The organism is Pantoea sp. At-9b (genome assembly GCF_000175935.2).
Classification (GTDB): Bacteria; Pseudomonadota; Gammaproteobacteria; order Enterobacterales; family Enterobacteriaceae; genus Pantoea.
Window position 1 is genome coordinate 1,834,972 of the sequence record NC_014837.1, and the last position, 26,124, is coordinate 1,861,095.

At 52.8% G+C, this 26,124-nt stretch carries 20 protein-coding genes, 3 tRNA genes and 1 other RNA gene; 13 read left to right on the top strand and 11 right to left on the bottom strand.

Annotated features, from left to right (window positions below):
• The first annotated feature begins 45 nt into the window (after window positions 1-45).
• Window positions 46-1,485 (top strand): protein adenylyltransferase SelO, encoded by a 1,440-nt coding sequence (locus PAT9B_RS08410; RefSeq protein WP_013508831.1) that lies wholly within the window; start codon window positions 46-48, stop codon window positions 1,483-1,485.
• Here PAT9B_RS08410 and PAT9B_RS08415 read toward each other — a convergent pair whose 3' ends face one another.
• A complete protein-coding gene (locus PAT9B_RS08415; RefSeq protein ID WP_013508832.1) occupies window positions 1,486-2,532 on the bottom strand; it encodes a 3-deoxy-7-phosphoheptulonate synthase in 1,047 nt (348 codons plus the stop codon).
• Window positions 2,533-2,703: 171 nt separating this feature from the next.
• Window positions 2,704-3,531, bottom strand: a complete 828-nt coding sequence (locus tag PAT9B_RS08420) for a pyruvate, water dikinase regulatory protein (protein WP_013508833.1) — start codon at window positions 3,529-3,531, stop codon at window positions 2,704-2,706.
• Between the two features lie 446 nt (window positions 3,532-3,977).
• Here PAT9B_RS08420 and ppsA point away from each other — a divergent pair, with 446 nt between their 5' ends.
• The 3 genes from ppsA to PAT9B_RS08440 all read left to right on the top strand — a co-directional run bounded on the left by ppsA (window position 3,978) and on the right by PAT9B_RS08440 (window position 8,770).
• A complete protein-coding gene (ppsA, locus tag PAT9B_RS08425; RefSeq protein ID WP_013508834.1) occupies window positions 3,978-6,362 on the top strand; it encodes a phosphoenolpyruvate synthase in 2,385 nt (794 codons plus the stop codon).
• A gap of 231 nt (window positions 6,363-6,593) precedes the next feature.
• Window positions 6,594-8,111: a reprolysin-like metallopeptidase gene (locus PAT9B_RS30230; protein WP_013508835.1), complete on the top strand. Its 1,518-nt coding sequence runs from the start codon at window positions 6,594-6,596 to the stop codon at window positions 8,109-8,111.
• A complete protein-coding gene (locus PAT9B_RS08440; protein WP_150105779.1) occupies window positions 8,105-8,770 on the top strand; it encodes a hypothetical protein in 666 nt (221 codons plus the stop codon). The genes PAT9B_RS30230 and PAT9B_RS08440 overlap by 7 nt, the downstream gene beginning before the upstream one ends.
• 73 nt (window positions 8,771-8,843) lie before the next feature.
• Here PAT9B_RS08440 and rprA read toward each other — a convergent pair.
• Together rprA and ydiK are read right to left on the bottom strand one after the other, a co-directional pair.
• Window positions 8,844-8,951, bottom strand: an RNA gene (gene rprA / locus PAT9B_RS29630) — antisense sRNA RprA.
• Between the two features lie 256 nt (window positions 8,952-9,207).
• The gene (ydiK, locus tag PAT9B_RS08445) at window positions 9,208-10,320 is read right to left on the bottom strand and encodes an AI-2E family transporter YdiK (RefSeq protein ID WP_013508837.1); all 1,113 of its coding nucleotides are present in this window, start codon (window positions 10,318-10,320) and stop codon (window positions 9,208-9,210) included.
• Window positions 10,321-10,526: 206 nt separating this feature from the next.
• Between ydiK and PAT9B_RS08450 the strand changes: the two genes are divergently transcribed.
• Window positions 10,527-13,580 (top strand): FAD-binding and (Fe-S)-binding domain-containing protein, encoded by a 3,054-nt coding sequence (locus PAT9B_RS08450; protein WP_013508838.1) that lies wholly within the window; start codon window positions 10,527-10,529, stop codon window positions 13,578-13,580.
• Window positions 13,581-13,621: 41 nt separating this feature from the next.
• Here the strand turns inward: PAT9B_RS08450 and PAT9B_RS08455 are convergent, their stop codons facing one another.
• Complete coding sequence (locus tag PAT9B_RS08455) at window positions 13,622-14,026, bottom strand: hypothetical protein (RefSeq protein ID WP_013508839.1); 405 nt, start codon at window positions 14,024-14,026, stop codon at window positions 13,622-13,624.
• A 389-nt stretch (window positions 14,027-14,415) separates the two neighbouring features.
• Here PAT9B_RS08455 and sufA point away from each other — a divergent pair, with 389 nt between their 5' ends.
• The 7 genes from sufA to PAT9B_RS08490 all read left to right on the top strand — a co-directional run bounded on the left by sufA (window position 14,416) and on the right by PAT9B_RS08490 (window position 21,081).
• Window positions 14,416-14,790, top strand: coding sequence for a Fe-S cluster assembly scaffold SufA (gene sufA / locus PAT9B_RS08460; RefSeq protein WP_013508840.1), 375 nt, complete (start codon window positions 14,416-14,418; stop codon window positions 14,788-14,790).
• A 7-nt stretch (window positions 14,791-14,797) separates the two neighbouring features.
• Window positions 14,798-16,291: a Fe-S cluster assembly protein SufB gene (sufB, locus tag PAT9B_RS08465; RefSeq protein WP_013508841.1), complete on the top strand. Its 1,494-nt coding sequence runs from the start codon at window positions 14,798-14,800 to the stop codon at window positions 16,289-16,291.
• A gap of 35 nt (window positions 16,292-16,326) precedes the next feature.
• Window positions 16,327-17,073, top strand: coding sequence for a Fe-S cluster assembly ATPase SufC (gene sufC / locus PAT9B_RS08470; protein ID WP_013508842.1), 747 nt, complete (start codon window positions 16,327-16,329; stop codon window positions 17,071-17,073).
• Entirely contained in the window at window positions 17,048-18,325 is a 1,278-nt protein-coding gene (sufD, locus tag PAT9B_RS08475) for a Fe-S cluster assembly protein SufD (protein ID WP_013508843.1), read from the top strand. Before sufC ends, sufD begins: the two co-directional genes overlap by 26 nt.
• A complete protein-coding gene (gene sufS, locus PAT9B_RS08480) occupies window positions 18,322-19,545 on the top strand; it encodes a cysteine desulfurase SufS (RefSeq protein ID WP_013508844.1) in 1,224 nt (407 codons plus the stop codon). The genes sufD and sufS overlap by 4 nt, the downstream gene beginning before the upstream one ends.
• 19 nt (window positions 19,546-19,564) lie before the next feature.
• A complete protein-coding gene (sufE, locus tag PAT9B_RS08485; RefSeq protein ID WP_013508845.1) occupies window positions 19,565-19,981 on the top strand; it encodes a cysteine desulfuration protein SufE in 417 nt (138 codons plus the stop codon).
• 65 nt (window positions 19,982-20,046) lie between these two features.
• Window positions 20,047-21,081, top strand: coding sequence for a L,D-transpeptidase family protein (locus tag PAT9B_RS08490; RefSeq protein WP_013508846.1), 1,035 nt, complete (start codon window positions 20,047-20,049; stop codon window positions 21,079-21,081).
• A 59-nt stretch (window positions 21,082-21,140) separates the two neighbouring features.
• On the opposite strand, the gene PAT9B_RS08495 is transcribed toward PAT9B_RS08490, so the two are convergent.
• The 6 genes from PAT9B_RS08495 to PAT9B_RS08520 all read right to left on the bottom strand — a co-directional run bounded on the left by PAT9B_RS08495 (window position 21,141) and on the right by PAT9B_RS08520 (window position 25,216).
• Entirely contained in the window at window positions 21,141-21,377 is a 237-nt protein-coding gene (locus PAT9B_RS08495) for a major outer membrane lipoprotein (RefSeq protein WP_007374746.1), read from the bottom strand.
• 304 nt (window positions 21,378-21,681) lie between these two features.
• Window positions 21,682-23,094, bottom strand: coding sequence for a pyruvate kinase PykF (gene pykF, locus PAT9B_RS08500; RefSeq protein WP_013508847.1), 1,413 nt, complete (start codon window positions 23,092-23,094; stop codon window positions 21,682-21,684).
• 341 nt (window positions 23,095-23,435) lie between these two features.
• Window positions 23,436-23,512: transfer RNA gene (locus PAT9B_RS08505), tRNA-Val, on the bottom strand.
• Window positions 23,513-23,532: 20 nt separating this feature from the next.
• Window positions 23,533-23,609, bottom strand: a tRNA-Val gene (locus tag PAT9B_RS08510).
• A gap of 3 nt (window positions 23,610-23,612) precedes the next feature.
• Window positions 23,613-23,689 (bottom strand) — tRNA-Val (locus PAT9B_RS08515).
• A gap of 153 nt (window positions 23,690-23,842) precedes the next feature.
• Window positions 23,843-25,216: an MATE family efflux transporter gene (locus tag PAT9B_RS08520; protein ID WP_013508848.1), complete on the bottom strand. Its 1,374-nt coding sequence runs from the start codon at window positions 25,214-25,216 to the stop codon at window positions 23,843-23,845.
• Between the two features lie 199 nt (window positions 25,217-25,415).
• On the opposite strand from PAT9B_RS08520, the gene PAT9B_RS08525 reads away from it, so the two are divergent.
• The gene (locus tag PAT9B_RS08525) at window positions 25,416-26,066 is read left to right on the top strand and encodes a riboflavin synthase (protein WP_013508849.1); all 651 of its coding nucleotides are present in this window, start codon (window positions 25,416-25,418) and stop codon (window positions 26,064-26,066) included.
• Window positions 26,067-26,124 lie beyond the last annotated feature (58 nt).

Here is a 26,124-nt window from a genome sequence, read left to right on the forward strand (position 1 = left end):
AACCCAATCGCGGTGCCCGGCAACGATGCACCTCGCGGAGTGACTATGCAGTTTACCAATAGCTGGCAGCGTGAGTTGCCGGGATTCTATACCGCCCTGGCCCCAACCCCGTTGCAGGGAGGGCGTCTGCTGTACCACAACGCGCCGCTGGCAACGACCATGGCGCTCGACCCGTCGCTGTTCAGCGGGGACGGCCATGGTGTCTGGTTCGGGCAAGCGTTGCTGCCGGGCATGGCACCGTTGGCACAGGTGTACAGCGGGCACCAGTTTGGCGTCTGGGCCGGACAATTGGGCGATGGGCGGGGCATTCTGCTGGGTGAACAGCAACTGGCGGACGGACGTAAGCTGGACTGGCACCTGAAAGGGGCAGGGCTGACCCCCTATTCACGCATGGGGGATGGTCGCGCGGTGATCCGCTCCACGGTGCGTGAATTTCTCGCTTCGGAAGCCTTACATCATCTGGGCATCCCCACCACGCGTGCGCTATCCCTGGCGGTGGGCGAGGAACCTGTGCTGCGTGAGACGCAGGAACGTGGCGCGATGCTGATGCGCATTGCTGAGAGTCATCTGCGCTTTGGTCATTTTGAGCATTTCTACTATGGTGGCGAGCCAGACAAGGTTCGTCAGCTGGCCGATTATGCCATCCGCCATCACTGGCCAATGTTGCAGGAGGAGGCGGATCGCTATCTGCTGTGGTTCACCGATATTGTGAAGCGCACCGCCAGTTTAATCGCTCAGTGGCAGAGTGTCGGGTTCGCCCACGGGGTGATGAATACCGATAATATGTCGCTGCTGGGGCTGACCATCGACTACGGCCCTTACGGCTTCCTCGACGATTATCAGCCCAACTTTATCTGCAATCACAGCGATTATCAGGGGCGCTACGCTTTCGATAATCAGCCTGCGGTCGGCTTATGGAATCTTAATCGTCTGGCACATGCGTTGTCCGGCTTAATGAGCACCGAGCAATTGAAACAGGCGCTGAGCCATTATGAACCGGAGCTGATGCGCGTCTGGGGAGAAAGAATGCGCGCCAAACTCGGATTGCTCACCCCGGAGGCCAATGACAACGAAATCCTTACCGGATTGCTGGCACTGATGACCCAGGAGCACAGCGACTATACCCTGACATTCCGTCTGCTCAGTGAGACGCAACAGCAGCAGACGCGTTCGCCATTGCGGGACGAATTTATCGATCGCGATGCTTTTGACCGCTGGTATGACGGCTATCGTCAGCGTCTGTTGCGGGATGAAGCCAGTGATGAAACACGCCAGCAAGTGATGAAAGCGGCCAACCCGGCCTTGGTGTTGCGCAACTATCTTGCTCAGCAGGTGATTGAAGAGGTTGAACGTGGTGAAACCGCTGCCCTGGAACGCTTGCATCTGGCATTGCAGCAGCCGTTTAGCGATGAGGCCGTCAGCGCGGAGTTGCGCCAACGGCCACCGGAGTGGGGAAAAACGCTGGAAGTGAGTTGCTCCAGCTAATCAGAAACGGCTGTCGACGGCAGCCGCCAGGCGTGCCAGCACGTCTGCACTGTCGTCCCAGCCGAGGCAAGGATCGGTAATTGACTGGCCGTACACCAGCGGTTCGCCGCTGACCACTTTCTGATTGCCTTCCTGTAGGAAGCTTTCAATCATCACGCCAGCCACCGCGCGTGAACCGGCGCGGATTTGCGCGGCCACATCTTCTGCTACATCACGCTGACGGCGATGCTGTTTCTGGCAGTTGGCGTGGCTGAAATCAATGACCAACTGTTCCGGCAGATTAAAATCACGCAGATTCGCCGCTGCTGCTGCCACGTCATCCGCGTGATAGTTGGGCTGGCGGCCGCCACGCAGAATGACATGACCATGCGGGTTGCCACTGGTCTGATAGATGGTCATCTGACCGTTCTTATCAGGGGACAGGAACATATGGCTGGCGCGCGACGCACGAATCGCATCCACAGCGATCTGGACGTTGCCGTCGGTGCCATTTTTAAAACCAACCGGGCAAGACAGCGCTGACGCCATTTCACGGTGGATCTGGCTTTCAGTGGTGCGCGCGCCGATGGCACCCCAGCTGATCAGATCAGCAATAAACTGGCCGATCACCATATCGAGGAATTCGGTGGCGGTCGGCATACCGATCGCGTTGATATCAATCAGCAACTGGCGGGCAATAGCGATGCCACGATTCACATCAAAGCTGCCATCTAAATCCGGATCAGAGATCAAGCCTTTCCAGCCAATCACGGTACGTGGTTTTTCAAAATAGGCGCGCATGACGATTTCCAGCCTGTCCTGGTACTGTTCGCGCAGGACATTCAGACGCTGTGCGTACTCCAGCGCGGCTTTGGGATCGTGCAGTGAGCAAGGGCCGATAATCACCAACAGGCGGCGATCTTCTCCGGTGAGAATACGGGCAATTCGCTGGCGCGCAGCGGTCACGGTGGCGGCAATGTCGGCCGAAATAGGGTGCTGTTGTGCTAACGCGGCGGGCATTATCAGGCTGCCGATGCGCGCGGTACGCAGTTCATCAGTTTTGTTCATCAGGGTTCTCGAAAATCTGTTCTTCGCAACGGTGAAATACCGGGAAGTGATGAAAGTCACAATAAACCATTGACCTGCGAATTCAACCGGCTAAAGCGAAAGGAATTTCCACCAGTCGGCAGCCGCGCTTTACAAACGCGTATTGGTCACCTGCCGCCGCGCTACGCCAGGTCAATACATGCGGCGCGTCAGGCCCATAATGTCGAGAATTTTGGTGGCGATCTCTTCCACCGAGTAGTTGGTACTGTTGAGATAGCGAATCTGATGGGTGCGGAACAGGGCTTCAACTTCACCCACCTCCAGGCGGCACTGGCGTAGCGAGGCATAACGCGTATTTTCCGCACGCTCCTGACGAATGGCGGCCAGTCGCTCGGGGTCGATGGTCAGACCAAACAGCTTATGCTGATGGGCGCGCAGGGCTGGCGGCAGTTTCAGGTTATCCATATCATCGGCAATAAAAGGATAGTTAGCGGCCCGGACGCCAAACTGCATCGCCAGATACAGGCTGGTGGGGGTTTTACCGCAACGTGACACGCCGAGCAGAATGACCTGAGCGTCCTCAAGGCCGCGCAGTGAGATGCCGTCATCGTGAGCCAGGGTATAATCAATCGCGGCGATGCGCGCATCGTATTTACCCAGATTACTCGCCGTCAGCCCATGAGTACGGTGGGCGACGGGCATGGAAGACACCCCTAATTCGCTCTGCAACGGGCCAACCAGCGCCTGGACAATATCCTGACAGAAACCTTCGCTCTCCAGAATAATTTCCCGGACATCGGGCGTCACGATGGAGAAGAACACCAGCGGACGCACACCGCTCTGTTGATAGAGTGCATTAATCTGGGCTTTAACCGCTTGAGCACGCTGCACATTTTCGACGAATGGCAGGGTAACGCTATTGGTGTTGACCGGGAATTGTGACAACACCGCATGGCCGAGGACTTCAGCGGTAATGGCGGTGCCATCGGAGATGTAAAACACGCTACGTTCGGTGCTCATAATGAAAACTTCCTCTTGATAACCTTTGTGCAACATTACCATTGCCAATATTTCATTTTTATAAATAATAAAATGAAATGTCCATATAGCAAAGAATCAGGGCCGTGCTGACATTAATCTAACCATCAATATAGATGAAATAGCGTTTCGGAAATCATCCTTTTTTCGCTTATTTTGCTTCGCGCACAAAATAAAGTCGTATTTTGTTGCGCAACAAAATGCAAGCGCTAACCCTCTGAAAATGAGAAATTTATTGCGGAAGCAATCTGTTAGCGCTAATGGCTGGTGTTGCGCAACCTGAATAATTGCGGGTACTAATCCGATTTTTCATTTCTTTCGCTGCTTTAACGATTCAACACTTAGTCTTTATATTCCGCTTGTGCCAGGCTGTATTTGCGAATAGCAAAATGTTCCATGTGCCCCAATCATTTAAAAGGATAATCTCGATGTCCAATAAAGGCGAACAGCCGCTAGTGCTCTGGTACAACCAGCTTGGCATGCATGATGTTGATCGGGTGGGAGGCAAGAATGCTTCTCTGGGTGAAATGATTACCAATTTGTCGTCGCTGGGTGTGGCTGTACCCAATGGCTATGCGACCACATCTTATGCTTTTAATCAGTTTCTCGATCAAAGCGGGCTGAACCAGCGTATCTATGATCTGCTGGATAAGACTGATATTGATGACGTTGATGAGCTGGCGAAAGCCGGCAAGCTAATCCGCCAGTGGGTGGTTGATACGCCGTTCCAGCCAGAACTGGAAGCGGCGATCAATGATGCCTATCAGCAATTATCCGCTGATGATGCCGAGGCTTCTTTCGCGGTACGTTCCTCGGCGACGGCTGAAGATATGCCCGATGCCTCTTTTGCCGGGCAACAGGAAACCTTCCTGAATGTGCAGGGCATTGATGCCGTCATGGTGGCGGTGAAACACGTTTATGCGTCACTGTTTAACGATCGCGCCATCTCCTACCGTGTGCATCAGGGATATGACCATCGCGGCGTTGCACTGTCAGCGGGTATCCAGCGCATGGTGCGTTCTGACCTCGCCTCCTCTGGCGTGATGTTTACCATTGATACCGAATCCGGCTTTGATCAGGTGGTGTTTATCACCGCAGCCTTAGGTCTTGGCGAAATGGTGGTTCAGGGTGCCGTGAACCCGGATGAATTCTACGTCCACAAACCAACGCTGGCAGCCAATCGCCCGGCGATTGTGCGCCGCAATATGGGTTCTAAAAAACTGCGCATGGTCTACGCCGATTCTCATGAGCACGGTAAGCAGGTGCGCATCGAAGATGTGGCAGAAGCCGACCGCGACCGCTTCTGCCTGAGTGATGACGAGGTGCAGGCGTTGGCTAAACAGGCGGTGTTGATCGAGCAACATTACAAACGCCCGATGGACATTGAATGGGCCAAAGATGGCCACACCGGCAAGTTATTTATCGTCCAGGCTCGCCCGGAAACGGTGCGTTCCAATGGTCAGGTGATGGAGCGCTACAACTTGCAGGGCAAAGGCAAGATTGTGGTAGAAGGGCGCGCCATTGGTCATCGTATCGGTGCTGGTGAAGTTAAGGTGATCCAAGACATCAGTGAGATGAACCGTATCGAGAAGGGCGACGTATTGGTGACCGACATGACCGACCCGGATTGGGAACCGATCATGAAGAAGGCCTCCGCGATTGTCACTAACCGGGGTGGACGCACCTGTCACGCGGCGATCATCGCCCGTGAGCTGGGCATCCCGGCGGTGGTCGGCTGCGGCGATGCCACGGAACGACTGAAAGACGGTCACAAAGTTACCGTCTCCTGCGCCGAGGGTGACACCGGTTACGTTTATGATGATCTACTGGATTTCGAAGTCACCAGTTCTCAGGTGGATAGCCTGCCGGACCTGCCACTGAAAATCATGATGAACGTTGGCAACCCGGATCGTGCTTTCGATTTTGCCTGCCTGCCGAATGAAGGCGTTGGACTGGCACGGCTGGAATTCATCATTAACCGGATGATCGGCGTGCACCCGAAGGCGCTGCTGGAATTTGACCAGCAGACACCGGAACTGCAACAGGAAATTCGTCAGATGATGAAAGGTTTTGACGATCCGGTTGAGTTCTATATTGCCCGTCTGACCGAAGGCATTGCCACACTCGGCGCCGCGTTTGCACCGAAGCGTGTCATCGTGCGTCTGTCTGATTTCAAATCGAACGAGTACGCCAACCTGGTGGGCGGCGAGCGCTATGAGCCGGAAGAAGAGAACCCAATGCTCGGTTTCCGTGGTGCAGGTCGTTATGTTGCCGACAGCTTCCGCGACTGTTTCGCGTTGGAATGTGCTGCCGTGAAGCGGGTGCGTAATGACATGGGGCTGACCAACGTGGAAATCATGATCCCGTTTGTTCGTACCGTGGCGCAGGCAGAAGCGGTAGTGGAAGAACTGGCGAAACAGGGACTTAAACGCGGTGAGGATGGCCTGAAGGTGATCATGATGTGTGAGATCCCATCAAACGCGCTGCTGGCGGACCAGTTCCTGCAACATTTCGATGGCTTCTCTATCGGTTCCAACGATATGACACAGCTGGCGTTGGGGCTGGATCGTGACTCTGGTGTGGTTTCGGCGTTGTTTGATGAGCGCAATGATGCCGTGAAAGCGCTGCTGTCGATGGCGATTCAGGCCGCGAAGAAACAGGGGAAATACGTAGGTATCTGTGGTCAGGGGCCGTCCGACCATCAGGACTTTGCTGCCTGGTTGATGGAAGAGGGTATCGACAGCCTGTCGCTTAACCCGGATACCGTGGTAGAGACCTGGTTGAGTCTGGCAGAGTTGAACGCAGCAAAATAATCCCCCGTTATACGCATGTCCCGGAATATTTCCGGGGCATGTTCTTCCCGCAGTATCACGCCTTTGACGAAGGTTTTTCCCTTATTCCTGTATCGGTGGTGCAATAGCCGCATGGGTTATTTGTTCGCCATTTTATAACATGATGTACATGCGGGTTGGGTATTTTACTCCGCGCATGTGATTCGCAGCGTTTATATATGCTGATATCTATGTTATTCAGGGATATTCGTTTTGTTTGCCTTCAAGAAAAAACTGCTCGTTACTATTATTGCCACAACACTTTCATCTTCCGTCTTTGCCGCACCACAACTTTTTAGCATGACTAAACAGCAGGTGAATGAGCCTGAGACTCCATTGCTCAGAAGCTTGCATGATGAAAACAAGAGCTATCAGTTAATTAAAATAAATAAGAATATCTTATTAAATAAGACATCCTCTTTTCAGTTTAAGATCGGAGGAAAAAATCGCGAAATAGAAATCATAGCTAACTCTCTGGAAAGAGACAATCTTGGCAATCGGATTTGGAAAGGTCAGTCGAAAAACAATAAAGATACAGTAACGTTTTCCATCAATGATAAAGGGATTAATGGCGGTATTAGCCTCAACGATGGATCTTATTATGAAATTTATCCGGTAGGGGACGGCATCCAGGCATTGGTAAAAATTGAAAAGTCTGGCTGCCATGAGGATGACCACGATGCTATCGTCGACGAACATAGCGCTATCAATCAGCATACCGAGCATGAGAATCTGAGCGAGCATGAGGAACCGCGTGCCGATACAACGCCAGCCAGAATGCGGGTTTTATATCTTTATACCAACCAGTCGCGCGAATTGTTTGAACCTAATCCTGAAGGCTATGCCGGTTATCTTAATAATAAACTTAATGAAAGCTATGCAAACAGTGATACGTTAATTCAGTTCGATGTTGCAGGCGTGATGGATGCCGGAATTGATGAAAGCGGAATATACGAAATGCAAACCCAAATGTTTACCAGTGGCACGGCGCTGAATAAATTTGTACTCGCTAAACAAGCAGAAACGCATGCAGATTTTGTCACTTTATTGATCAAGGAAAGTAAGGACGCGTGCGGGCTGGCCCAGTTTGGGGGCCGAACAAACGTGGTGGTGACAGGTTGTGCAGTTGGTGCAGGCAGCTGGGCTTTAGCGCATGAAATCGGGCATAACATGGGTTTAAGTCATAATGAAGATGAGGCAGGGAAAGCACCTTATTCTTACGGTTATAAAGTTGAAGGTAAATTCCGAACTATTATGTCAAAGGCCTGCTCGCAACAAAGCTGTGGCAGAGTCAACTATTTTTCTGATCCGTTAAGAACCTATGGTGGTCTGGCAATGGGCAAGGCATCAACTAATGATGCAGTTCGTTATCTGAAGGAAAAGCGTTTCAACTATAGTGATACTTTTCCATATTGGGACAGTCAGTATCAGTTGGCTGATGGTGAACTGCCTGAACATCAATATTTTGAAGTGAGTTTGACAGAACGTAAGACCAATACAACACTGACTCTCGATAAAAAAATTGTTAATCCAGCTCAATGGAGTTGGCCTTACGAGATTGCGGTTGCCGTTAACGGCTATTTTCCGAAGGGAATGCTTGAAGCCGGACAGATTAAAGGCGGCAACATTATTCCTGTCAGCGGGTCCAGTTATTTGAATCATATTTGGCTTCACCAGGAGTATAAAGATGCTTATCAGGCCAGTGTCCAGCGTAAACCTTTGCGGTGGTAAACGGTACTGAATGGGGAGATGTTGCTGTAATCAATGGCGGCGATGGTTTGCCGGCCTATGCTACGGCAGTAATGGCTGTTAAAGATAAGTCATCAGGAAAAGTAATTGAGCAGTATTTCTTTAATAATGAGGCGGAAAGCTCCTCAGCGACAACCTGGCCTACGCAGCTGGCCAAAATTATCAACGCGCAAAAATCATCCAATGTGATTGCCGGTGAACTGAAAGAGGGGAATATCAGCGTCATAGCGGGCAGTAGTTACCGTAATCGAATCTGGCTGCCGCTGGCGAAGAAGAATAATTTAACCGTTGAATTTGCCACGTTAAACGCTGCTGATAATCCCTGGTTAAAAGAAGAGGATGCTTTCGGGGATAAATCCCAGACAGATTTAACCGCAGGAAGCGTCGTCACCGTTAAGGTAAAAAACAGTGATGGCTCTGTTGCGGAACAACGCAGTGTGGCGATCCCCACAGATCGCCTCAGCCGATACGACTGGCCGCCATATTTAGCGCATGAGGTAAATGCCAACCTTACGCAGATCAAAATGGGCGAAAAAACCGGTGACAACAGTTTCACGGTTATTGCCGGGTCGCAGTACCGTAACTACATCTGGAAGAAACAACGCGCCAGCCAGACAGTCGAGGTCTCATTCAACAAGTAACGCGGAAACACGTGGTTGGTAGCCGTAAGGCTGCCAATTGCGGGATTGGATGCTCTGAACCATTAGCATTCCCCAAAAAAAAAGCCCATCACAGGGGATGGGCAAAGACTACACACAGCAATTCTTCACTTTACTCAGGGGAAAAAGGTTGTTTAAAAATCAGTGGTTTGATCTCAAACATAGGAAACATGTTATTCACAGCCGCTGGCGGCGTCTTTAAGAATCCTCTTATTAGTTTAAAGCTGATAATCTTTTAAGGGTGTTTTTGGTGGGTTTTGGCGGCGAATCAGTACAAAAAATAATCCTTCCGTTACCAAAACTGGCCAGAATCGCGTGAAAATGCGTTTTTTCTTAAAAATCGCTTATGGAAAATTTCGTTAACAAAAGGGAATTAAGTGACGGTGATTAACTGGGAATTTATCACCGTCACAGGGGGATTAGGCTGAGTGATCGTCGTGCTCGGTCAGTTCTTCCACCACAGTTTCCGGGTCGTCATCCGGTGCGGGCGCTTCATGCATCCATACTGATACCAGACGATAGGATACCGCCAGTACCACCGGGCCAATAAACAGGCCGATCATGCCAAAGGCAACCAGGCCCCCGATCACCCCGGAGAGAATCAAAATCATCGGTAAATCGGCACCCATACGGATCAGCATCGGTCGTAGCACATTGTCGAGTGTGCCAACGACACAACTCCAGATCAGCAGCACCGTGCCCCAGGTGGTATCGCCACTCCAGTACAACCAGATAATCGCCGGAACCAGCACAATCAGCGGACCGAGTTGTACCAGGCAGGAGAGAATCATCACCACGGTTAACAAGGTGGCGTAAGGGATACCGGAGATGGCTAAACCGATCCCGCCTAACACGCCCTGCACCAGCGCGGTAACCACCACCCCCAATGCCACAGCGCGAATGGCCTGACCGGCCAGTAATACCGCAGCATCACCACGCCGCCCGCCCATGCGATAAGCAAAATGGCGAATACCCTGTCCGACCTGCTCCCCCCGCCAGTACAACAACACGCTAAACAGTAGCATCAGTGCCAGATGCAACATGAAGCGACCGAAATGTCCGGCCTGGGCAACAAAGAAGCCGGTGGTGCGGCCAATATAGGGTTGCAACTTGCTCATGATCGCGGAACCGCCACCATCCACCAGCTTGTGGTAGCTGGAAAACAGCTTGTCACCTACCATCGGCACTTCTTTTAGCCAGTCCAGCTGCGGTACTGCCAGGTGGCCCTGCGTGGCCCAGGCGATGACCGGTGCGCTGTTGTCGATCAGGCTATTCACCAACACCGCAATTGGGATGATAAACAGCAGCAGTAACAAAATGGTCATGGCGACCACCGCCAGTGAACGGCGTCCCCACAGCAAACGCTGTAACTTGATCATCAGCGGCCAGGTGGCGATCACCACCATACTGGCCCAGGCGAAACCCAGAATAAAAGGCTGAACCACCCATAGACAGGCGACGATCATGATCAGGATGAACATCAGTGAGAACAGCATTTGCGGTAAATCCAGACCGCGTTGCAGGTTTTTCATAACAGCGTTTTGACCTCAATTGAATCCTTCACGGTGGGGTTTTCTCCCCCAATTAATGATTACCTATTTCAGGGGGATTAAACAGAGAAATGCAGGGCGCTTTTTACGTTTCCTGAAAAAACAGCGTGCGGCAGAAAAATGTGATAAAACGAATGGTTCATAAGAATCGACTACGCAAACGTTTACAACATCTCGGTCACCCAATAATGATCCCACAGATTTCCCAGGCACCGGGCCTCGTTCAACTGGTGCTGACATTCCTGCAGTCCTTAAAAGAGCAAGGATTCACCGGCGATACCGCCACCAGCTATGCTGATCGTCTTTCGCTTTCCACCGATAACAGCATCTATCAGTTGCTACCTGATGCCGCGCTGTTCCCACGCTCTACCGCCGATGTCGCGTTGATTGCGCGCCTGGCAGGAGAAGAGCGTTTCGCCAGCCTGGTGTTTACCCCGCGCGGCGGCGGGACGGGAACCAATGGCCAGTCCCTGAACCAGGGGATCGTGGTTGATATGTCGCGCTACATGAACCGCATCCTTGAAATCAACACTGAGCAACGCTGGGTGCGAGTTGAAGCGGGCGTGGTGAAAGATCAATTAAATGCCTGGCTGAAACCCTACGGCTTCTTTTTCTCCCCGGAACTCTCCACCAGCAACCGCGCGACGCTGGGCGGCATGATCAATACCGATGCGTCCGGGCAAGGCTCGCTGGTGTATGGCAAAACCTCCGACCACGTTCTGGGCCTGCGTGCGGTGTTGCTGGGCGGCGATATCCTCGATACCCGTGCGATGCCCACCGATTTAGCCGAGAAGCTGGCGCAAACGCCCACCAAAGAAGGGCGGATTTATCAGCAGGTGATGACACGTTGCCGTGAGCAGCGTGCGCTGATTCTGGAAAAATTCCCGAAACTGAACCGTTTTCTTACTGGCTACGATTTACGCCATGTGTTCAGTGACGATCTGCAAACCTTCGATCTGACGCGCCTGTTGTGTGGTGCCGAGGGGACGCTGGCGTTTATCAGCGAGGCGCGGCTCGATATCACGCCAATCCCCAAAGTGCGTCGTTTGGTGAATATCAAATACGATTCATTCGACTCCGCGCTGCGCAATGCGCCCTTTATGGTTGAAGCAAAAGCGTTGTCAGTGGAAACCGTCGATTCAAAAGTACTGAATCTGGCGCGTGAAGATATCGTCTGGCACTCGGTGAAAGCATTGATTACCGATGTGCCGGATAAAGAGATGCTCGGGCTGAACATCGTTGAATTCGCCGGGGATGACGGTGAGTTGATTGAACAACAGGTGTCAACCTTATGCGCGCGTCTCGATGAGTTAATGACGCAGCAGCAGGGCGGCGTGATCGGTTATCAGCTGTGTAATGATTTAGGCGGTATTGAGCGTATCTATAATATGCGCAAAAAAGCCGTTGGGCTGCTGGGTAACGCCAAAGGGCGCGCCAAGCCGATTCCGTTTGTTGAAGATACCGCGGTGCCGCCGGAGCATTTAGCCGATTACATCGTCGATTTTCGTACCCTGCTCGATAGCCACGGCCTGAGCTATGGCATGTTCGGCCATGTTGACGCCGGTGTGCTGCACGTGCGTCCGGCGCTGGATATGTGTGATCCGCAACAGGAGATGCTGATGAAACAGATCTCCGATGAAGTGGTGGCCCTGACGGCGCGCTACGGCGGTTTGCTGTGGGGGGAACATGGCAAAGGTTTCCGTGCGCAATATAGTCCGGCATTTTTCGGGGAAACCCTGTTCAACGAGCTGCGTCGCATCAAAGCCGCGTTCGATCCAGATAACCGTATGAATCCCGGTAAAATCTGTACGCCGCTCGACAGCAACGAACCGATGATGCAGGTCGATGCGGTGAAACGCGGCACCTATGATCGGCAGATCCCGCTGACGGTGCGCAACGACTGGCGCGGTGCGATGGAGTGCAACGGCAACGGCCTGTGCTTCAACTTTGATGTACGCAGTCCGATGTGTCCGTCGATGAAAATCACCCGTAATCGTATCCATTCACCGAAAGGGCGTGCGACCCTGACGCGTGAGTGGTTGCGTCTGCTGTCGGAGCAGGGCGTTGACCCGGTTCAGTTGGAGAAATCCCTGCCGGAGCAGCGCACCAGCCTGCGCACCCTGATCCAACGGACGCGTAACTCCTGGCATGCGCAGCAGGGGGAATATGATTTCTCGCATGAAGTAAAAGAAGCGATGTCCGGCTGTCTGGCGTGTAAGGCCTGTTCAACCCAGTGCCCGATCAAAATTGATGTGCCCAATTTCCGCTCACGCTTCCTGCAACTGTATCACACCCGTTATCTGCGCCCGGTAAGTGATCATCTGGTCGCCACCGTAGAAAGCTACGCGCCACTGATGGCGAAAGCGCCGAAAGTATTTAACTTCTTTCTGAAACAACCGTGGATGCGGGAGCTGAGCAAAAACCATATTGGTATGGTGGATTTGCCGCTGCTCTCCTCGCCGAGCCTGAAACAGCAGCTGAGTGGCCATCCGGCGATGAATTTGACGCTGGAGCAACTGGAGGCGCTCGATAGCGAAGCGCGCAAAGAGTGTGTGCTGGTGGTACAGGATCCGTTTACCAGCTATTACGAAGCCCAGTTGGTGACCGACTTCGTCAAACTGATTGAAAAGCTGGGTTATCGCCCGGTGCTGTTGCCGTTTTCACCGAATGGTAAAGCGCAGCATGTGAAAGGTTTTCTGCAACGGTTTGCCCGCACCGCAGAGAAAACGGCTGACTTCCTGAACCGCGTGGCGCAACTGGGCATGCCGATGGTCGGTGTCGATCCGGCCACCGTGCTGTGCTACCGCGATGAGTACCATCAGGTGCTGGGTGACAAACGTGGTGAGTTTTCGGTGCTGCTGGTGCATGAATGGTTGCAAAGCGCAGTGGCGGAGCGCGCCGTGCAGCAACCTGGCGGAGAAGCCTGGTATCTGTTTGCCCACTGTACCGAGGTGACAGCGCTGCCTTCGACCCCCAATCAGTGGCAGGACATCTTTGCCCGCTTTGGTGCGAAGCTGGAAAACATTAATGTGGGCTGCTGCGGTATGGCTGGTACGTATGGACACGAAAGTAAAAACCTGGAGAATTCGCTGGGTATTTACGCGCTGTCCTGGCATCCACAAATGCAAAAGCTGCCGCGTCAGCGTTGTCTGGCTACCGGTTTCTCCTGTCGCAGCCAGGTGAAACGCGCGGAAGGCAATGGTATGCGCCATCCGCTACAAGCGTTGCTGGAAATGTTGTAAACAAATTGTAGAATTCCAGGAGACGTCAGGGCGCAGCTGGATTAGAATATCCAGCCTGCGTGGCGGACGAAATCACTTTGCAGGCTGGTGGCTTGATCCCACTCGCCGCTCAGTGCCAGTTGATGACATAAACGTGTCAGTGACAGGCGCGCCAGTTGATAGGCCTGAATACGGAACAGACGGTCGCGGTCAGCATTGCCCATCTCCTGCACTAAGCGGTGATGGAGCTTGCCCATGGCGTGCAGATAGCTCTGGTCGTCGCCATTCAACTGGCAGATTTCTGCCATATCGAGACAGGTGTCGTTAAAGCGACGCAGTTGTTCGATAGTACAATCGGTGCGGTTGAGCTTTGCCTGAGCCATATAGAAGTCAACGGTGATATCACGCACCGAAAACTTATATTCATCGATTTTGTGTTGTAACCAGGCTGAGACGGAAAGCGTCATGTCGCCACCTTAATGGGTTAATGATAATCATTATCATATTCAACCACGTCAGGAATGCAATTCCCGCAGAGAAATTTTATTGATTTACTTTGCCTGTTGCTCAAATCGGCAATAACAATTTCTTTACATTAAGGAAAGGCGTAACCTATCAATTAACGGAAAAACGTAAAGTGGAAAAACGAAATTTTGCGATTTTTTAACAGGTTACAACAGCGTCAATGCGGCAGTTTTACCCGCCGCAAAGCAGTGCGAAGCGACTATGCTTAACAAAGCAACAGTAAAAAATAGCACGAGATGATTATCCCTGCAAAACAAGAGGTTGAAGTGATATCTGATATCACTACCATAGGGGGATAGCCTGAAAAGGCCCAGACTTACGAGGTAGCACTATGTCATCAGTAAATGCAGCTTCTTTTTCACCCGATGATTTCGTCTGGAAGGGGCTGACGCTGACCGAATCGGCAGCAAAACAAATTCTTAACCTGGTCGCACAGGATCCTGAAGTTAAGGGCCTGCGGGTAGGGGTGAAACAGTCCGGCTGTGCCGGGTTTGGCTATGTCATGGACCTGGTGAAAGACCTGGCCGATGACGACCTGCAGTTCTCATACTTCGGCGCAACGCTGTTTGTGCCGCTTCAGGCAATGCCGTTTGTCGACGGTACCGAAGTGGACTACGTCCGTGAAGGCCTGAACCAGATCTTTAAATTTAACAACCCTAAAGCTCAGCACGCCTGCGGGTGCGGTGAGAGCTTTGGCGTCGAGTAAGTGAAATATGTCACGACACAGCGAAACATCTGACGATGTACAAATGTGGGAAGGCAAGCTCAATTATAAAGAGGGCTTCTTTACCCAACTGCAAACCGAAGAATTTGCCCATGGCCTCAATGAGGACGTGGTACGGGCAATTTCGGCTAAGCGTAACGAGCCAGAGTGGATGCTGGAGTTTCGTCTAAAAGCCTTTCGTGCCTGGCTGGAAATGGAAGAACCGCACTGGCTGAAAGCGCATTATGAGAAACTTGACTACCAGGATTACAGCTATTACTCCGCGCCATCCTGCGGCAACTGTGACGACACCTGTGCGTCAGAGCCGGGTGCCACGCAGGCTTCCGGCAGTGCGCCTGCCAGTGAGTACCTGACGCAGGAAGTAGAAAACGCCTTTAACCAACTGGGTGTGCCGGTGCGTGAGGGTAAAGAAGTCGCTGTTGATGCGATTTTTGACTCGGTCTCGGTCGCGACCACCTATCGTGGCAAACTGGCGGAGCAGGGCATCATCTTCTGTTCCTTCGGTGAAGCGATTCAGGAACATCCGGAACTGGTGAAAAAGTATCTTGGCACTGTTGTTCCGGCCAACGACAACTTCTTCGCTGCGCTTAACTCGGCGGTAGCGTCAGACGGTACCTTTGTCTACATCCCGAAAGGCGTGCGTTGCCCGATGGAGCTGTCGACCTATTTCCGTATTAACGCCGCTAAAACCGGTCAGTTCGAACGTACCATTCTGGTGGCGGACGAAGACAGCTACGTCAGCTATATCGAAGGCTGCTCGGCACCGGTGCGCGATACCTATCAGCTGCACGCGGCCGTGGTGGAAGTGATTATCCACAAAAACGCCGAAGTGAAATATTCCACGGTACAGAACTGGTTCCCGGGCGGTGAAGGTGAGGGCGGTATCCTCAACTTCGTAACCAAGCGCGCCCTGTGTGAAGGTGACCACAGTAAAATGTCGTGGACACAGTCAGAGACCGGTTCTGCCATCACCTGGAAATACCCGAGCTGCATTCTGCGTGGTGATTACTCCATTGGTGAGTTCTACTCCGTCGCACTGACCAGCGGACATCAGCAGGCCGATACCGGCACCAAGATGATCCACATCGGTAAGAACACCAAATCGACCATTATCTCGAAAGGGATTTCGGCCGGTAAGAGCCAGAATACCTATCGCGGCCTGGTAAAAATCATGCCGACCGCGACTAACGCGCGTAACTTCACCCAGTGCGATTCCATGTTGATTGGACCGGACTGCGGTGCCCATACCTTCCCGTATGTGGAAGCGCGTAACAACACGGCGCAGCTGGAGCATGAAGCCACGACTTCGCGTATCGGTGAAGATCAGATGTTCTACTGCCTCCAGCGTGGCATCAGCGAAGAAGATGCGATCTCCATGATCGTGAACGGCTTCTGTAAAGATGTTTTCTCCGAGCTGCCACTGGAATTCGCCGTGGAAGCGCAAAAATTGTTAGCAATCAGCCTTGAGCACAGCGTGGGCTGATGGCCCGTTGCCGGAAGCAATGTGAAGGAAAGAGTATGTTAAGCATCAAAGATTTACAGGTTAGTGTTGAAGACAAAGAAATTTTGCGCGGCCTGAACCTCGAAGTGAAACCGGGTGAAGTGCACGCCATCATGGGACCGAACGGTTCGGGTAAAAGTACCCTGTCTGCAACCCTGGCTGGCCGTGAAGATTATGAAATCACCGGCGGTTCCGTCACCTTCAAAGGCAAAGACCTGCTGGAGTTGGAACCGGAAGAACGTGCGGGCGAAGGCATCTTTATGGCGTTCCAGTACCCGGTTGAAATTCCGGGCGTCAGCAACCAGTTTTTCCTCCAGACTTCGGTCAACGCGGTGCGTAAATACCGTGAGCAGGAAGCGCTGGATCGTTTCGATTTCCAGGACTTTATCGAAGATAAAATCCATCTGCTGAAGATGCCGGAAGATTTGCTGACCCGTTCCGTGAACGTGGGCTTCTCCGGTGGTGAGAAGAAGCGTAACGATATTCTGCAAATGGCGGCTCTGGAGCCGGATCTGTGCATCCTCGATGAAACCGACTCCGGTCTGGATATCGATGCACTGAAAATTGTGGCTAACGGCGTCAACAGCCTGCGTGACGGCAAGCGTTCATTCATTATCGTCACCCACTACCAGCGTATCCTTGATTACATCAAGCCAGACCATGTACACGTGCTGTATCAGGGTAAAATTGTGAAGTCTGGTGACTTTACGCTGGTGAAACAGCTGGAGGAGCAAGGCTATGGCTGGCTTACCGACGAAGAGTGATAACGCGCTGCAACAGTGGCATCACCTGTTTGAATCGCGCGGCGACGTGCGCTCTTTGCAGGCGCAGCAACACTGGCAGCAACTGATGCGTCTCGGCTTGCCGACGCGCAAGCATGAGAACTGGAAATACACTCCACTGGAAGGCCTGTTGGGTCAGCAGTTTGTGTTACCCCAACCGCAGGACGTGACGGCGGAGCAGGTGGAAGCACTGGCGTTGCCGATCGAAACCGTGCGTCTGGTGTTTGTTGATGGCCGCTTCCAGCCTGCGCTCAGCAGCCGTGATACTGGCCTGTTTGAGATCCAACATTCGCAGGCGGCTGAACGCCGTCCGCTGCCGGCACCGATTCAGCCGGAAGTGTTCCTGCACCTGACGGAAAGCCTGGCGGAAGAAGCCACCAGCATTCGCCTGGCCCGTGGCAAAGCGGCGGCATTACCGCTGTATTTGCTGCACATTACCAGCGGTCAGGACGCGGGCATGAATACCGTACATCACCGCCACCATCTGCAACTGGAAGCCAGTGCCGAGGCGGAAGTGATTGAGCACTACGTCACGCTGAATGATGTTGCCCATTTCACGGGTGCGCGTTTCACCTTTGATGTGGCGGATAATGCCAAACTGTCGCATATCAAACTGTCGTTCGAGAGCGATAAGAGCTACCACTTCGCCCATAACGATGTGGTGATTGGTCGTGATGCGCAGGTCAGCACCACCAGTTTCCTGCTGGGTGCCGGTTTGTCTCGTCACAACACCAGTGCACAGTTGAACGGTGAGAACACCAATCTGGCGATGAACAGCCTGGCGTTGCCGATTAACCAGGAAGTGTGTGATACCCGCAGCTACCTGGAACACAACAAAGGCCACTGCATGAGCCGTCAGATGCACAAAACGATTGTGCGTGACAAAGGCCGTGCGGTGTTCAACGGCATGATCAAAGTCGCCCAGCATGCGCTGAAAACGGACGGACAGATGACCAACAACAACCTGTTGATGGGACGTCTGGCGGAAGTGGACACCAAGCCGCAGCTGGAAATCTACGCGGATGACGTCAAGTGCAGCCACGGTGCCACCGTTGGCCGTATCGATGACGAGCAGATGTTCTACCTGCGTTCGCGCGGTATTGAAGAATCTGCCGCTCAGCGGATGATCATCCATGCATTTGCCGCTGAGTTGACTGAGACATTAGAAAATCCGGTTCTGCGTCAGGCGGTGTTGCAGCGTATTGCCGCGCGCATCCCAGGAGTTGAGTCATGAGTTTCGATCTCGAACGAATCAGAGCGGAGTTTCCGATTCTGAAACGCGAGGTCAACGGTCATCCGCTGGCTTATCTGGATAGTGCGGCCAGCGCACAGCGTCCGCTGGCCGTCATTAATGCGGAAAGTCATTTCTATCAGCACGGCTATGCAGCCGTGCACCGCGGCATCCACTCGCTGAGTGCGCAGGCCACCACCGATATGGAAAACGTGCGCATTCAGGCGGCACGTTTTCTTAATGCCTCATCGCCGGAAGAGATCGTTTTCGTTAAAGGCACCACCGAGGGGATCAACCTGGTGGCGAACAGCTGGGGCGGCAGTCAATTGCAGCCCGGCGATAACATCATCATCACCGAGATGGAGCACCACGCCAACATCGTGCCATGGCAGATGGTGGCGCAGCGCACCGGCGCGGAAATCCGTGTCTTGCCTCTTAATGAGCAGGGTGAGCTGGCGCTGGAACAGCTGGCAGGGCTGATTGACAGCCGTACCCGTTTGCTGGCAGTGACCCACGTGTCTAACGTGTTGGGCACGGTTAACCCGGTGAAAGCCATTGTTGCCCAGGCCAAAGCGGCAGGTGTGGTGACGTTGGTGGATGGCGCACAGGCGGTGATGCATCATGCGGTAGACGTGCAGGATATCGGTTGCGATTTCTACGTCTTCTCAGGGCATAAGATCTACGGTCCGACCGGGATTGGCGTGTTGTATGGTCGTAAAGCACTGCTCGATATCATGCCTCCGTGGGAAGGCGGTGGTTCAATGATCGATCAGGTGCAGTTGCCCACCGGCACCACCTGGAATACCGCGCCGTGGCGTTTCGAAGCCGGAACCCCGAATACCGGGGGTATCATCGGCCTGGGCGCGGCATTGAAATGGATCAGCGAACTGGGACTGGACACCATTAACCAACGTGAATCGATGCTAATGCGCTATGCATTGGATAAGCTGGCTTCTGTGCCAGACTTGACCATCTATGGTCCGGTTGAACGTAGCGGTGTGGTGGCGTTTAATCTGGGCAAGCACCACGCGTTTGATGTCGGGAGCTTCCTCGATCAGTACGGTATTGCCATCCGCACCGGCCATCATTGCGCAATGCCGCTGATGCGTCATTATGCGGTGCCCGCCATGTGCCGTGCCTCTTTCGCGCTGTATAACAGTGAAGAAGAAGCCGACCGTCTGGCGGCAGGTCTGACGCGAATTCATCGTCTGCTGGGCGGTTGAGCAGATTCAGGAGTATCAAATGGCAAATTTGCCAGACAAAGAGAGACTGGTGCGCAACTTTAACCGTTGCGCTAACTGGGAAGAGAAGTACCTCTACATCATTGAACTCGGGGCAAAATTACCAGAATCGTCTGAAAGCTTATATCAGCCGGAAAACGTGATTTCGGGTTGCCAGAGCCAGGTGTGGATCACCATGACTCCACAATCGGATGGTACTATTGCCTTTGCCGGTGACAGCGATGCTGCCATCGTTAAGGGCTTGATCGCCGTAGTGTTTAGCCTGTATCAGGGGCTGAAAGCGGCTGAAATCCTGGACCTTGATGTGCGCTACTGGTTTGAACAACTGGCGCTCACTCAACACCTCACCCCCTCACGTTCGCAGGGGCTGGAAGCGATGATTCGCGCTATCCGTCATAACGCTCAGACCCTCAGCTAAGATACACTCTCAAGACCCCGGCCAACCTGACCGGGGTCTGTTTCTTCCGACAAAGAGAAAATTGCATGAGACCAGCGTTACGTTTGGCCGGTGCATTGCTGTTGTCCTGCTGCGGACTCTCTGCACCTGCGCTTGCCACGGAATACCCTATGCCCGAGACGGGCAGTCGTTTAATAGGCGAGAATACCCTGACTATCGTCCCGGATGATAAGCGGCCACTGGAAAGCATTGCCAGCCACTACAAGATTGGTTTGTTGGGCATGCTGGAAGCGAACCCTGGCGTCGATCCCTGGTTACCGAAAGCCGGTACACAACTGACGGTGCCTTTGCAGATGTTGCTGCCGGATACGCCGCATGAAGGCATCGTGATTAACCTTGCTGAGTTGCGTCTTTATTACTACCCCAAAGGGGAAGATCGGGTGATTGTCTATCCGATCGGTATTGGTCAGCTTGGTGCAGCCACGCCGGTCATGGTGACCAGTATCAGCCAAAAGATCCCCAATCCAACCTGGACGCCAACGCCCAATATTCGCAAGCGCTATGCCAAAGAGGGTATCACCTTACCGGGTGTCGTCCCGGCGGGGCCAGATAACCCGATGGGGCTGTTTGCGATGCGTCTGGCACGTGGTACCGGGCAATATCTGATCCATGGCACCAATGCAGATTTCGGCATTGGCATGCGCGTCAGTTCCGGCTGTATCCGTTTACGCCCGGAAGATATTGAAGCGCTGTTCGACAGTGTGCCCAAGGGCACGCGTGTGCAGGTGATCAACCAGCCGGTGAAATACGCCATTGAACCGGATGGTAAGCGCTACATCGAAGTGCATCAGCCGCTTTCCCATACCGATAAAGACGATCCGCAGACCATGCCAATTGCTTTAACGGCGGCGATGAAGACCTTCATCAATAGCCCGCAAAGCGACACTGCGTTGATTAAGGCCGCGCTGGCGCGACGCTCAGGCATGCCGGTGCTGGTGAGCAGTGGAGAGCCGGTGACGCAGGATACAGCGATGCCGCAGGTGGTGCAGTCTCAGCAAGGGAATGAAGCGGGGCGGGCAACCATCAGTGAGGCCAGTGGAACGTCAGTGACCCAGCACTGAGATGAGTTCAGCACAAAAAAAATGGCGCCATAATGGCGCCATTTTTAGTACCAGAACTCTTACTTACGGTAAGAGTGAGCCTGGTTGTCCAGACGCTGGTTAGCACGAGCTGCGTCATCTTTAGCAGCCTGAACGTCAGAACGGATTGCGTTCACGTCGTTGCTCAGCTGGTCAACTTTAGCGTTCAGAGTCTGAACGTCTGAAGACAGCTGGTCGATTTTAGCGTTGCTTGAGCAACCAGCCAGCAGAGTTGAACCCAGGATTACCGCGCCCAGTACCAGTTTAGTACGATTCATTATTAATACCCTCTAGATTGAGTTAATCTCCATGTAGCGTTACAAGTATTACACAAAGCTTTTTGAGTTGAGAATAAATTTTTGCTGAGAACACGCTTAAACTTGATCGTTCGCTCAAAGAAGCATCGTTTAGCAGAAGATGATAAAAATATTTAGCTAAAACAGAGATATTTAATCGGATTAGCCTTAATTTTCCGGGTTTTTGAATAGTTATTATCGATTGGTAATTTCGTGCTTTTGTATTAGGCAGGGAATAAAAAAAGCGCCCGAAAAGGGCGCTTTTTAATAAACATTAAAGCGAAAATCAGAGTACGTGTACGGATGCGGTGTTGGTGGTGCCGCTTGGCACCAGTGCACCAGAAACCATCACGACGACATCGCCTTTTTGCGCATAACCGCTCTCAAGGGCCATTTCTTTTCCGATACGATAGAAATCATCAGTTGAGGCAATTTCGGCCACCAGGTGAGTCTCAACACCTTTGCTCAGAATCAGCTGGCGTGCAGTGGTAGCATTGGTGGTCAATGCCAGGATGGTCGCATCAGGGAAGTATTTTCTGATGGCTTTGGCTGATTTACCACCTTCGGTCGCCACCACGATCAGCGGTGCTTCCAGTTTCTCAGCGGTTTCAACGGCACCACGACATACCGCTTCAGTAATACGCAGCTTGCGTGAGTCCTGGAGCGAGTCAATGCGTGATTTCATCACGCGGTCAGTGCGTTCGCAGATGGTCGCCATGATAGTGACCGATTCCAGCGGATACTTCCCTTTCGCGCTCTCGCCAGACAGCATCACTGCATCGGTGCCGTCGAGGATGGCGTTCGCCACATCGCCTGCTTCAGCGCGGGTTGGACGCGGGTTTTTGATCATCGAATCGAGCATCTGCGTCGCGGTAATCACCACTTTGCGTGCTTTGTTGCACTTCTTGATCATCATCTTCTGCGCGAAGATCACTTCTTCAACCGGGATCTCAACGCCGAGATCGCCACGTGCCACCATGATGCCGTCAGAGGCTTCGAGAATTTCGTCGAAATTATTCAGACCTTCCTGGTTCTCGATTTTCGAGATGATCTGAATGTGTTCGCCACCGTGCTGTTTCAGGTGTTCACGGATTTCCAGCACGTCAGAGCGTTTACGGATAAAGGAAGCCGCAACGAAGTCGACACCTTGTTCACAACCGAAAATCAGGTCACGTTTGTCTTTTTCCGCCAGCGCAGGCAGCTGAATGGAGACACCTGGCAGGTTGACGCCTTTGTTCTCGCCAAGGTCGCCGTTGTTCAGCACTTTACACACCACGGTGTTTTCGGTGACTTCAATCACTTCCATACCGATCAGGCCATCATCGACCAGCACGGTGTTGCCGATTTTCAAGTCTTCAGTAAAGCCAGCATAGGTGACGGCAACGCGCTCGCTATTACCGATAACCGACTGGTCAGTGGTGAAGGTGAAGGTCTGGCCGGCTTTAAGTGGGGCGTCATTGCCGCCTTCCAGTTTCATGGTGCGGATTTCCGGACCTTTGGTATCCAGCAGAATGGCGGCCTGACGACCGGTTTTTTCCATGACAGCACGCATGTTGGTAATGCGCTGACCATGTTCGGCATAATCCCCGTGAGAGAAGTTCAGGCGCATGACGTTCATGCCTGCTTCCAGCAGTTGAGTCAGCATCTCTTCCGATTCGGTTTTCGGACCGATAGTACAAACGATCTTGGTCTTTTTCATGTCAGCTTATCTGTAAGTTGTGATGGATGATAAAGGTTGGGATTCGATGCGCAGGCACCGAAGTGGAAATTCGTTTGGTGTTGATAAGGGTAATACAGAGTAAGAATAGGAGACGATAGCTAAGCGTGCAGGGAAGTTGTGCGGTTCGCGAGAGAACCGACCAGGCGGTGTTGCGCAAATAATTTGAGTTCTCGCCATAAACACGTTAGCGCTGAAACCTTTCAAGTGGAACAACGCGGCATAGTATAGTCGCTAAGTATGCGAAAACCAATATGAAAGCAGTAACATAAAACGATACAGATCAAGGAATGGGGTGTTGCGCAACGGGAAACTGAAAAGAGTGGTGCGCTCTAATGGACTCGAACCATCGACCCCCACCATGTCAAGGTGGTGCTCTAACCAACTGAGCTAAGAGCGCATTATGTAATGCAAAAGAAATGGTGCGTCCGAGTGGACTCGAACCACCGACCCCCACCATGTCAAGGTGGTGCTCTAACCAACTGAGCTACGGACGCACTTGGTGCGCTCTAATGGACTCGAACCATCGACCCCCACCATGTCAAGGTGGTGCTCTAACCAACTGAGCTAAGAGCGCAACACGCTGTCAGGGCGACAGCGGGGACGAATATTAACGGCAGGCTGATGAGCTGGCAAGGGGAAAAAGCGATTTTTCATCATGACTGACCAGCATCTGTGCTATGCGTCGTTTTTTTAGGCGTTGCGGGCCTTTTCCGGCCCGTTCAGCCACTTAGCGTGCGGCGCGTGTCAGAATCACCTGAGCCGGTAAGCGCTGCAAACGACGAATTCGCCAGATCATCATGACCGCCGCAGAGGTCAGCCCGACAATAAAGCCACACCAGAAACCGGCCGGTCCCAGCCTTGGCACCACCAGATCCGTCAGCGCCAGAATATAACCGACAGGCAAACCCAGTACCCAGTAGGCCACGAGGGTGATAAAGAAGATAGAACGCGTATCTTTGTAGCCACGCAGGATGCCACTGCCAATCACCTGGATCGAATCGGAGAACTGATAGATCGCGGCCAACAGCATCAGCTGCGCAGCCAGGGTAATGACTTCCGGGTTGGCGGTGTACAGTGCCGCAATATGATGACGAAAGGTCACGGTGAACAACGCCGTGAGCGCCGCCATGCTGATCCCAACACCTTGCGCGGTCCATGCTGCGACGCGTGCCTGTTCGGTTGAACCCTGGCCGAGGCGATAACCGACACGGATGGTGGTGGCCACGCCCAGTGACAGCGGCAGGACAAACATCAACGAACTGAAGTTCAGCGCGATTTGATGCCCGGCCACTTTAACGATGCCGAGTGGCGAAACCAGCAATGCGACGACGGCAAACAGCGTGACCTCAAAGAACAGCGCCAGCGCGACGGGCAGCCCAAGGCCAAACAGCCGCGAGAGAATCACGCGCGACGGCGCGGAAAAACCGCTGCTCATGCGAATATCGCGCATGCTGCCCATGCGTTTGAGCCAGAAGCGCATCACAATAAACATCACCCAATAGACGCTGGCGGTAGCGACACCGCAACCCACGCCGCCCAGCGCAGGCATGCCGAAATGGCCATAGATAAACACGTAGTTGAGGGGAATATTGGTCAGCAACCCGAGAAAACCCAACACCATTCCGGGTTTGGTTTTCGACAAACCTTCGCACTGATTACGCGCCACCTGGAAAAACAGGTAACCCGGTGCACCGAACAGCAGCGCATGGAGGTAGCCTTCGGCTTTGGCGGCCAGCAGCGGATCGATATCATGCATTGCATGAATCAGATAACCTGCGTTCCACAGCACCAGCATGATCAGCAGCGCGACAAAAAACGCCAGCCAGTAACCCTGACGAACTTGTTCGGCGATGCGCTCACGGCGTCCCGAACCATTGAGTTGCGCAACGGTGGGCGTCAATGCCAGCAGCAAACCATGACCAAACAGAATGGCGGGAAGCCAGATAGACGTGCCCACCGCAACGGCGGCCATATCCGTGGCGCTTACCGCACCGGCCATAATGGTATCTACGAACCCCATCGCAGTCTGGGCAACCTGAGCAAGGATGACCGGGATCGCAAGGGCCAGCAATTGACGCGCTTCTGTTAAATACTTCTGCACGTATCACCTGCATTTAAATAAGAAGAGAACGGGGAGAAATCCCCAAAGAATGCGCGGCCTAGTGTACCGGTCTGATGACGCTTCGCCAAACTTTGTTCGCATTTTGTTAAAACGGTTGTGTAAATTTTACCCGCCGGCAAATTAAACCCGAACGACTCAGCTGTGATAAACTGGCACAAACTTCGCAGAGGCTGAGATTATGTTTACTGGAATTGTGCAAGGCACAGCAGAGATTGTTGCTATCGAAGAAAAAGAGTTGTTTCGTACCCATGTGGTGAAGCTGCCTGAAGAGTTACTGCCGGGACTGGCGCTGGGTGCATCGGTGGCAAATAACGGCTGCTGCCTGACGGTGACGGCGATTGAGGGTGACCTGGTCAGCTTTGATTTAATCAAAGAAACGTTACGGATTACCAACCTGGGTGAATTGCAGGTTGGTAATGTGGTGAATATTGAGCGTGCCGCAAAATTCAGCGACGAAATTGGCGGTCATTTAATGTCCGGTCATATTATGACCACGGCGGAAATCTGCAAAATTATCCAGTCAGAAAACAACCGGGAAGTGTGGTTTAAATTACAGGACCCAGCGCAGATCAAATATATTCTGCATAAAGGCTTTGTCGGCATTGATGGTATCAGCCTGACGGTTGGCGATGTGACCAAGAGTAAATTCTGTGTGCACCTGATCCCGGAAACGCTGGAGCGCACCACATTGGGGGCGAAGAAACTGGGTCATAAGGTGAATATCGAGATTGACCCGCACACGCAGGCGATTGTGGAAACTGTCGAGCGCGTACTGGCACAACGCGAAGCAGCAGCGCTGGCCCAGCACCCGTCCGACGAGAGCGAATAACCTGGTAATCGTAGCGGCGCGATTTATCGCGCTGTGTTAAAAGCGCGTGATAAATCAC

Bases quoted from the DNA above. Each gene is read 5' to 3' on its own strand.
- ppsA (WP_013508834.1), top strand. From the start codon at position 3,978: ATGTCCAATAAAGGCGAACAGCCGCTAGTGCTCTGGTACAACCAGCTT.
- sufA (WP_013508840.1), top strand. From the start codon at position 14,416: ATGTCATCAGTAAATGCAGCTTCTTTTTCACCCGATGATTTCGTCTGG.
- PAT9B_RS08415 (WP_013508832.1), bottom strand. From the start codon at position 2,532: ATGAACAAAACTGATGAACTGCGTACCGCGCGCATCGGCAGCCTGATA.
- PAT9B_RS08490 (WP_013508846.1), top strand. From the start codon at position 20,047: ATGAGACCAGCGTTACGTTTGGCCGGTGCATTGCTGTTGTCCTGCTGC.
- sufB (WP_013508841.1), top strand. From the start codon at position 14,798: ATGTCACGACACAGCGAAACATCTGACGATGTACAAATGTGGGAAGGC.
- pykF (WP_013508847.1), bottom strand. From the start codon at position 23,094: ATGAAAAAGACCAAGATCGTTTGTACTATCGGTCCGAAAACCGAATCG.
- PAT9B_RS08410 (WP_013508831.1), top strand. From the start codon at position 46: ATGCAGTTTACCAATAGCTGGCAGCGTGAGTTGCCGGGATTCTATACC.
- sufC (WP_013508842.1), top strand. From the start codon at position 16,327: ATGTTAAGCATCAAAGATTTACAGGTTAGTGTTGAAGACAAAGAAATT.
- sufE (WP_013508845.1), top strand. From the start codon at position 19,565: ATGGCAAATTTGCCAGACAAAGAGAGACTGGTGCGCAACTTTAACCGT.
- PAT9B_RS08420 (WP_013508833.1), bottom strand. From the start codon at position 3,531: ATGAGCACCGAACGTAGCGTGTTTTACATCTCCGATGGCACCGCCATT.
- PAT9B_RS08495 (WP_007374746.1), bottom strand. From the start codon at position 21,377: ATGAATCGTACTAAACTGGTACTGGGCGCGGTAATCCTGGGTTCAACT.
- PAT9B_RS08525 (WP_013508849.1), top strand. From the start codon at position 25,416: ATGTTTACTGGAATTGTGCAAGGCACAGCAGAGATTGTTGCTATCGAA.
- sufD (WP_013508843.1), top strand. From the start codon at position 17,048: ATGGCTGGCTTACCGACGAAGAGTGATAACGCGCTGCAACAGTGGCAT.
- PAT9B_RS08455 (WP_013508839.1), bottom strand. From the start codon at position 14,026: ATGACGCTTTCCGTCTCAGCCTGGTTACAACACAAAATCGATGAATAT.
- sufS (WP_013508844.1), top strand. From the start codon at position 18,322: ATGAGTTTCGATCTCGAACGAATCAGAGCGGAGTTTCCGATTCTGAAA.
- PAT9B_RS08450 (WP_013508838.1), top strand. From the start codon at position 10,527: ATGATCCCACAGATTTCCCAGGCACCGGGCCTCGTTCAACTGGTGCTG.
- ydiK (WP_013508837.1), bottom strand. From the start codon at position 10,320: ATGAAAAACCTGCAACGCGGTCTGGATTTACCGCAAATGCTGTTCTCA.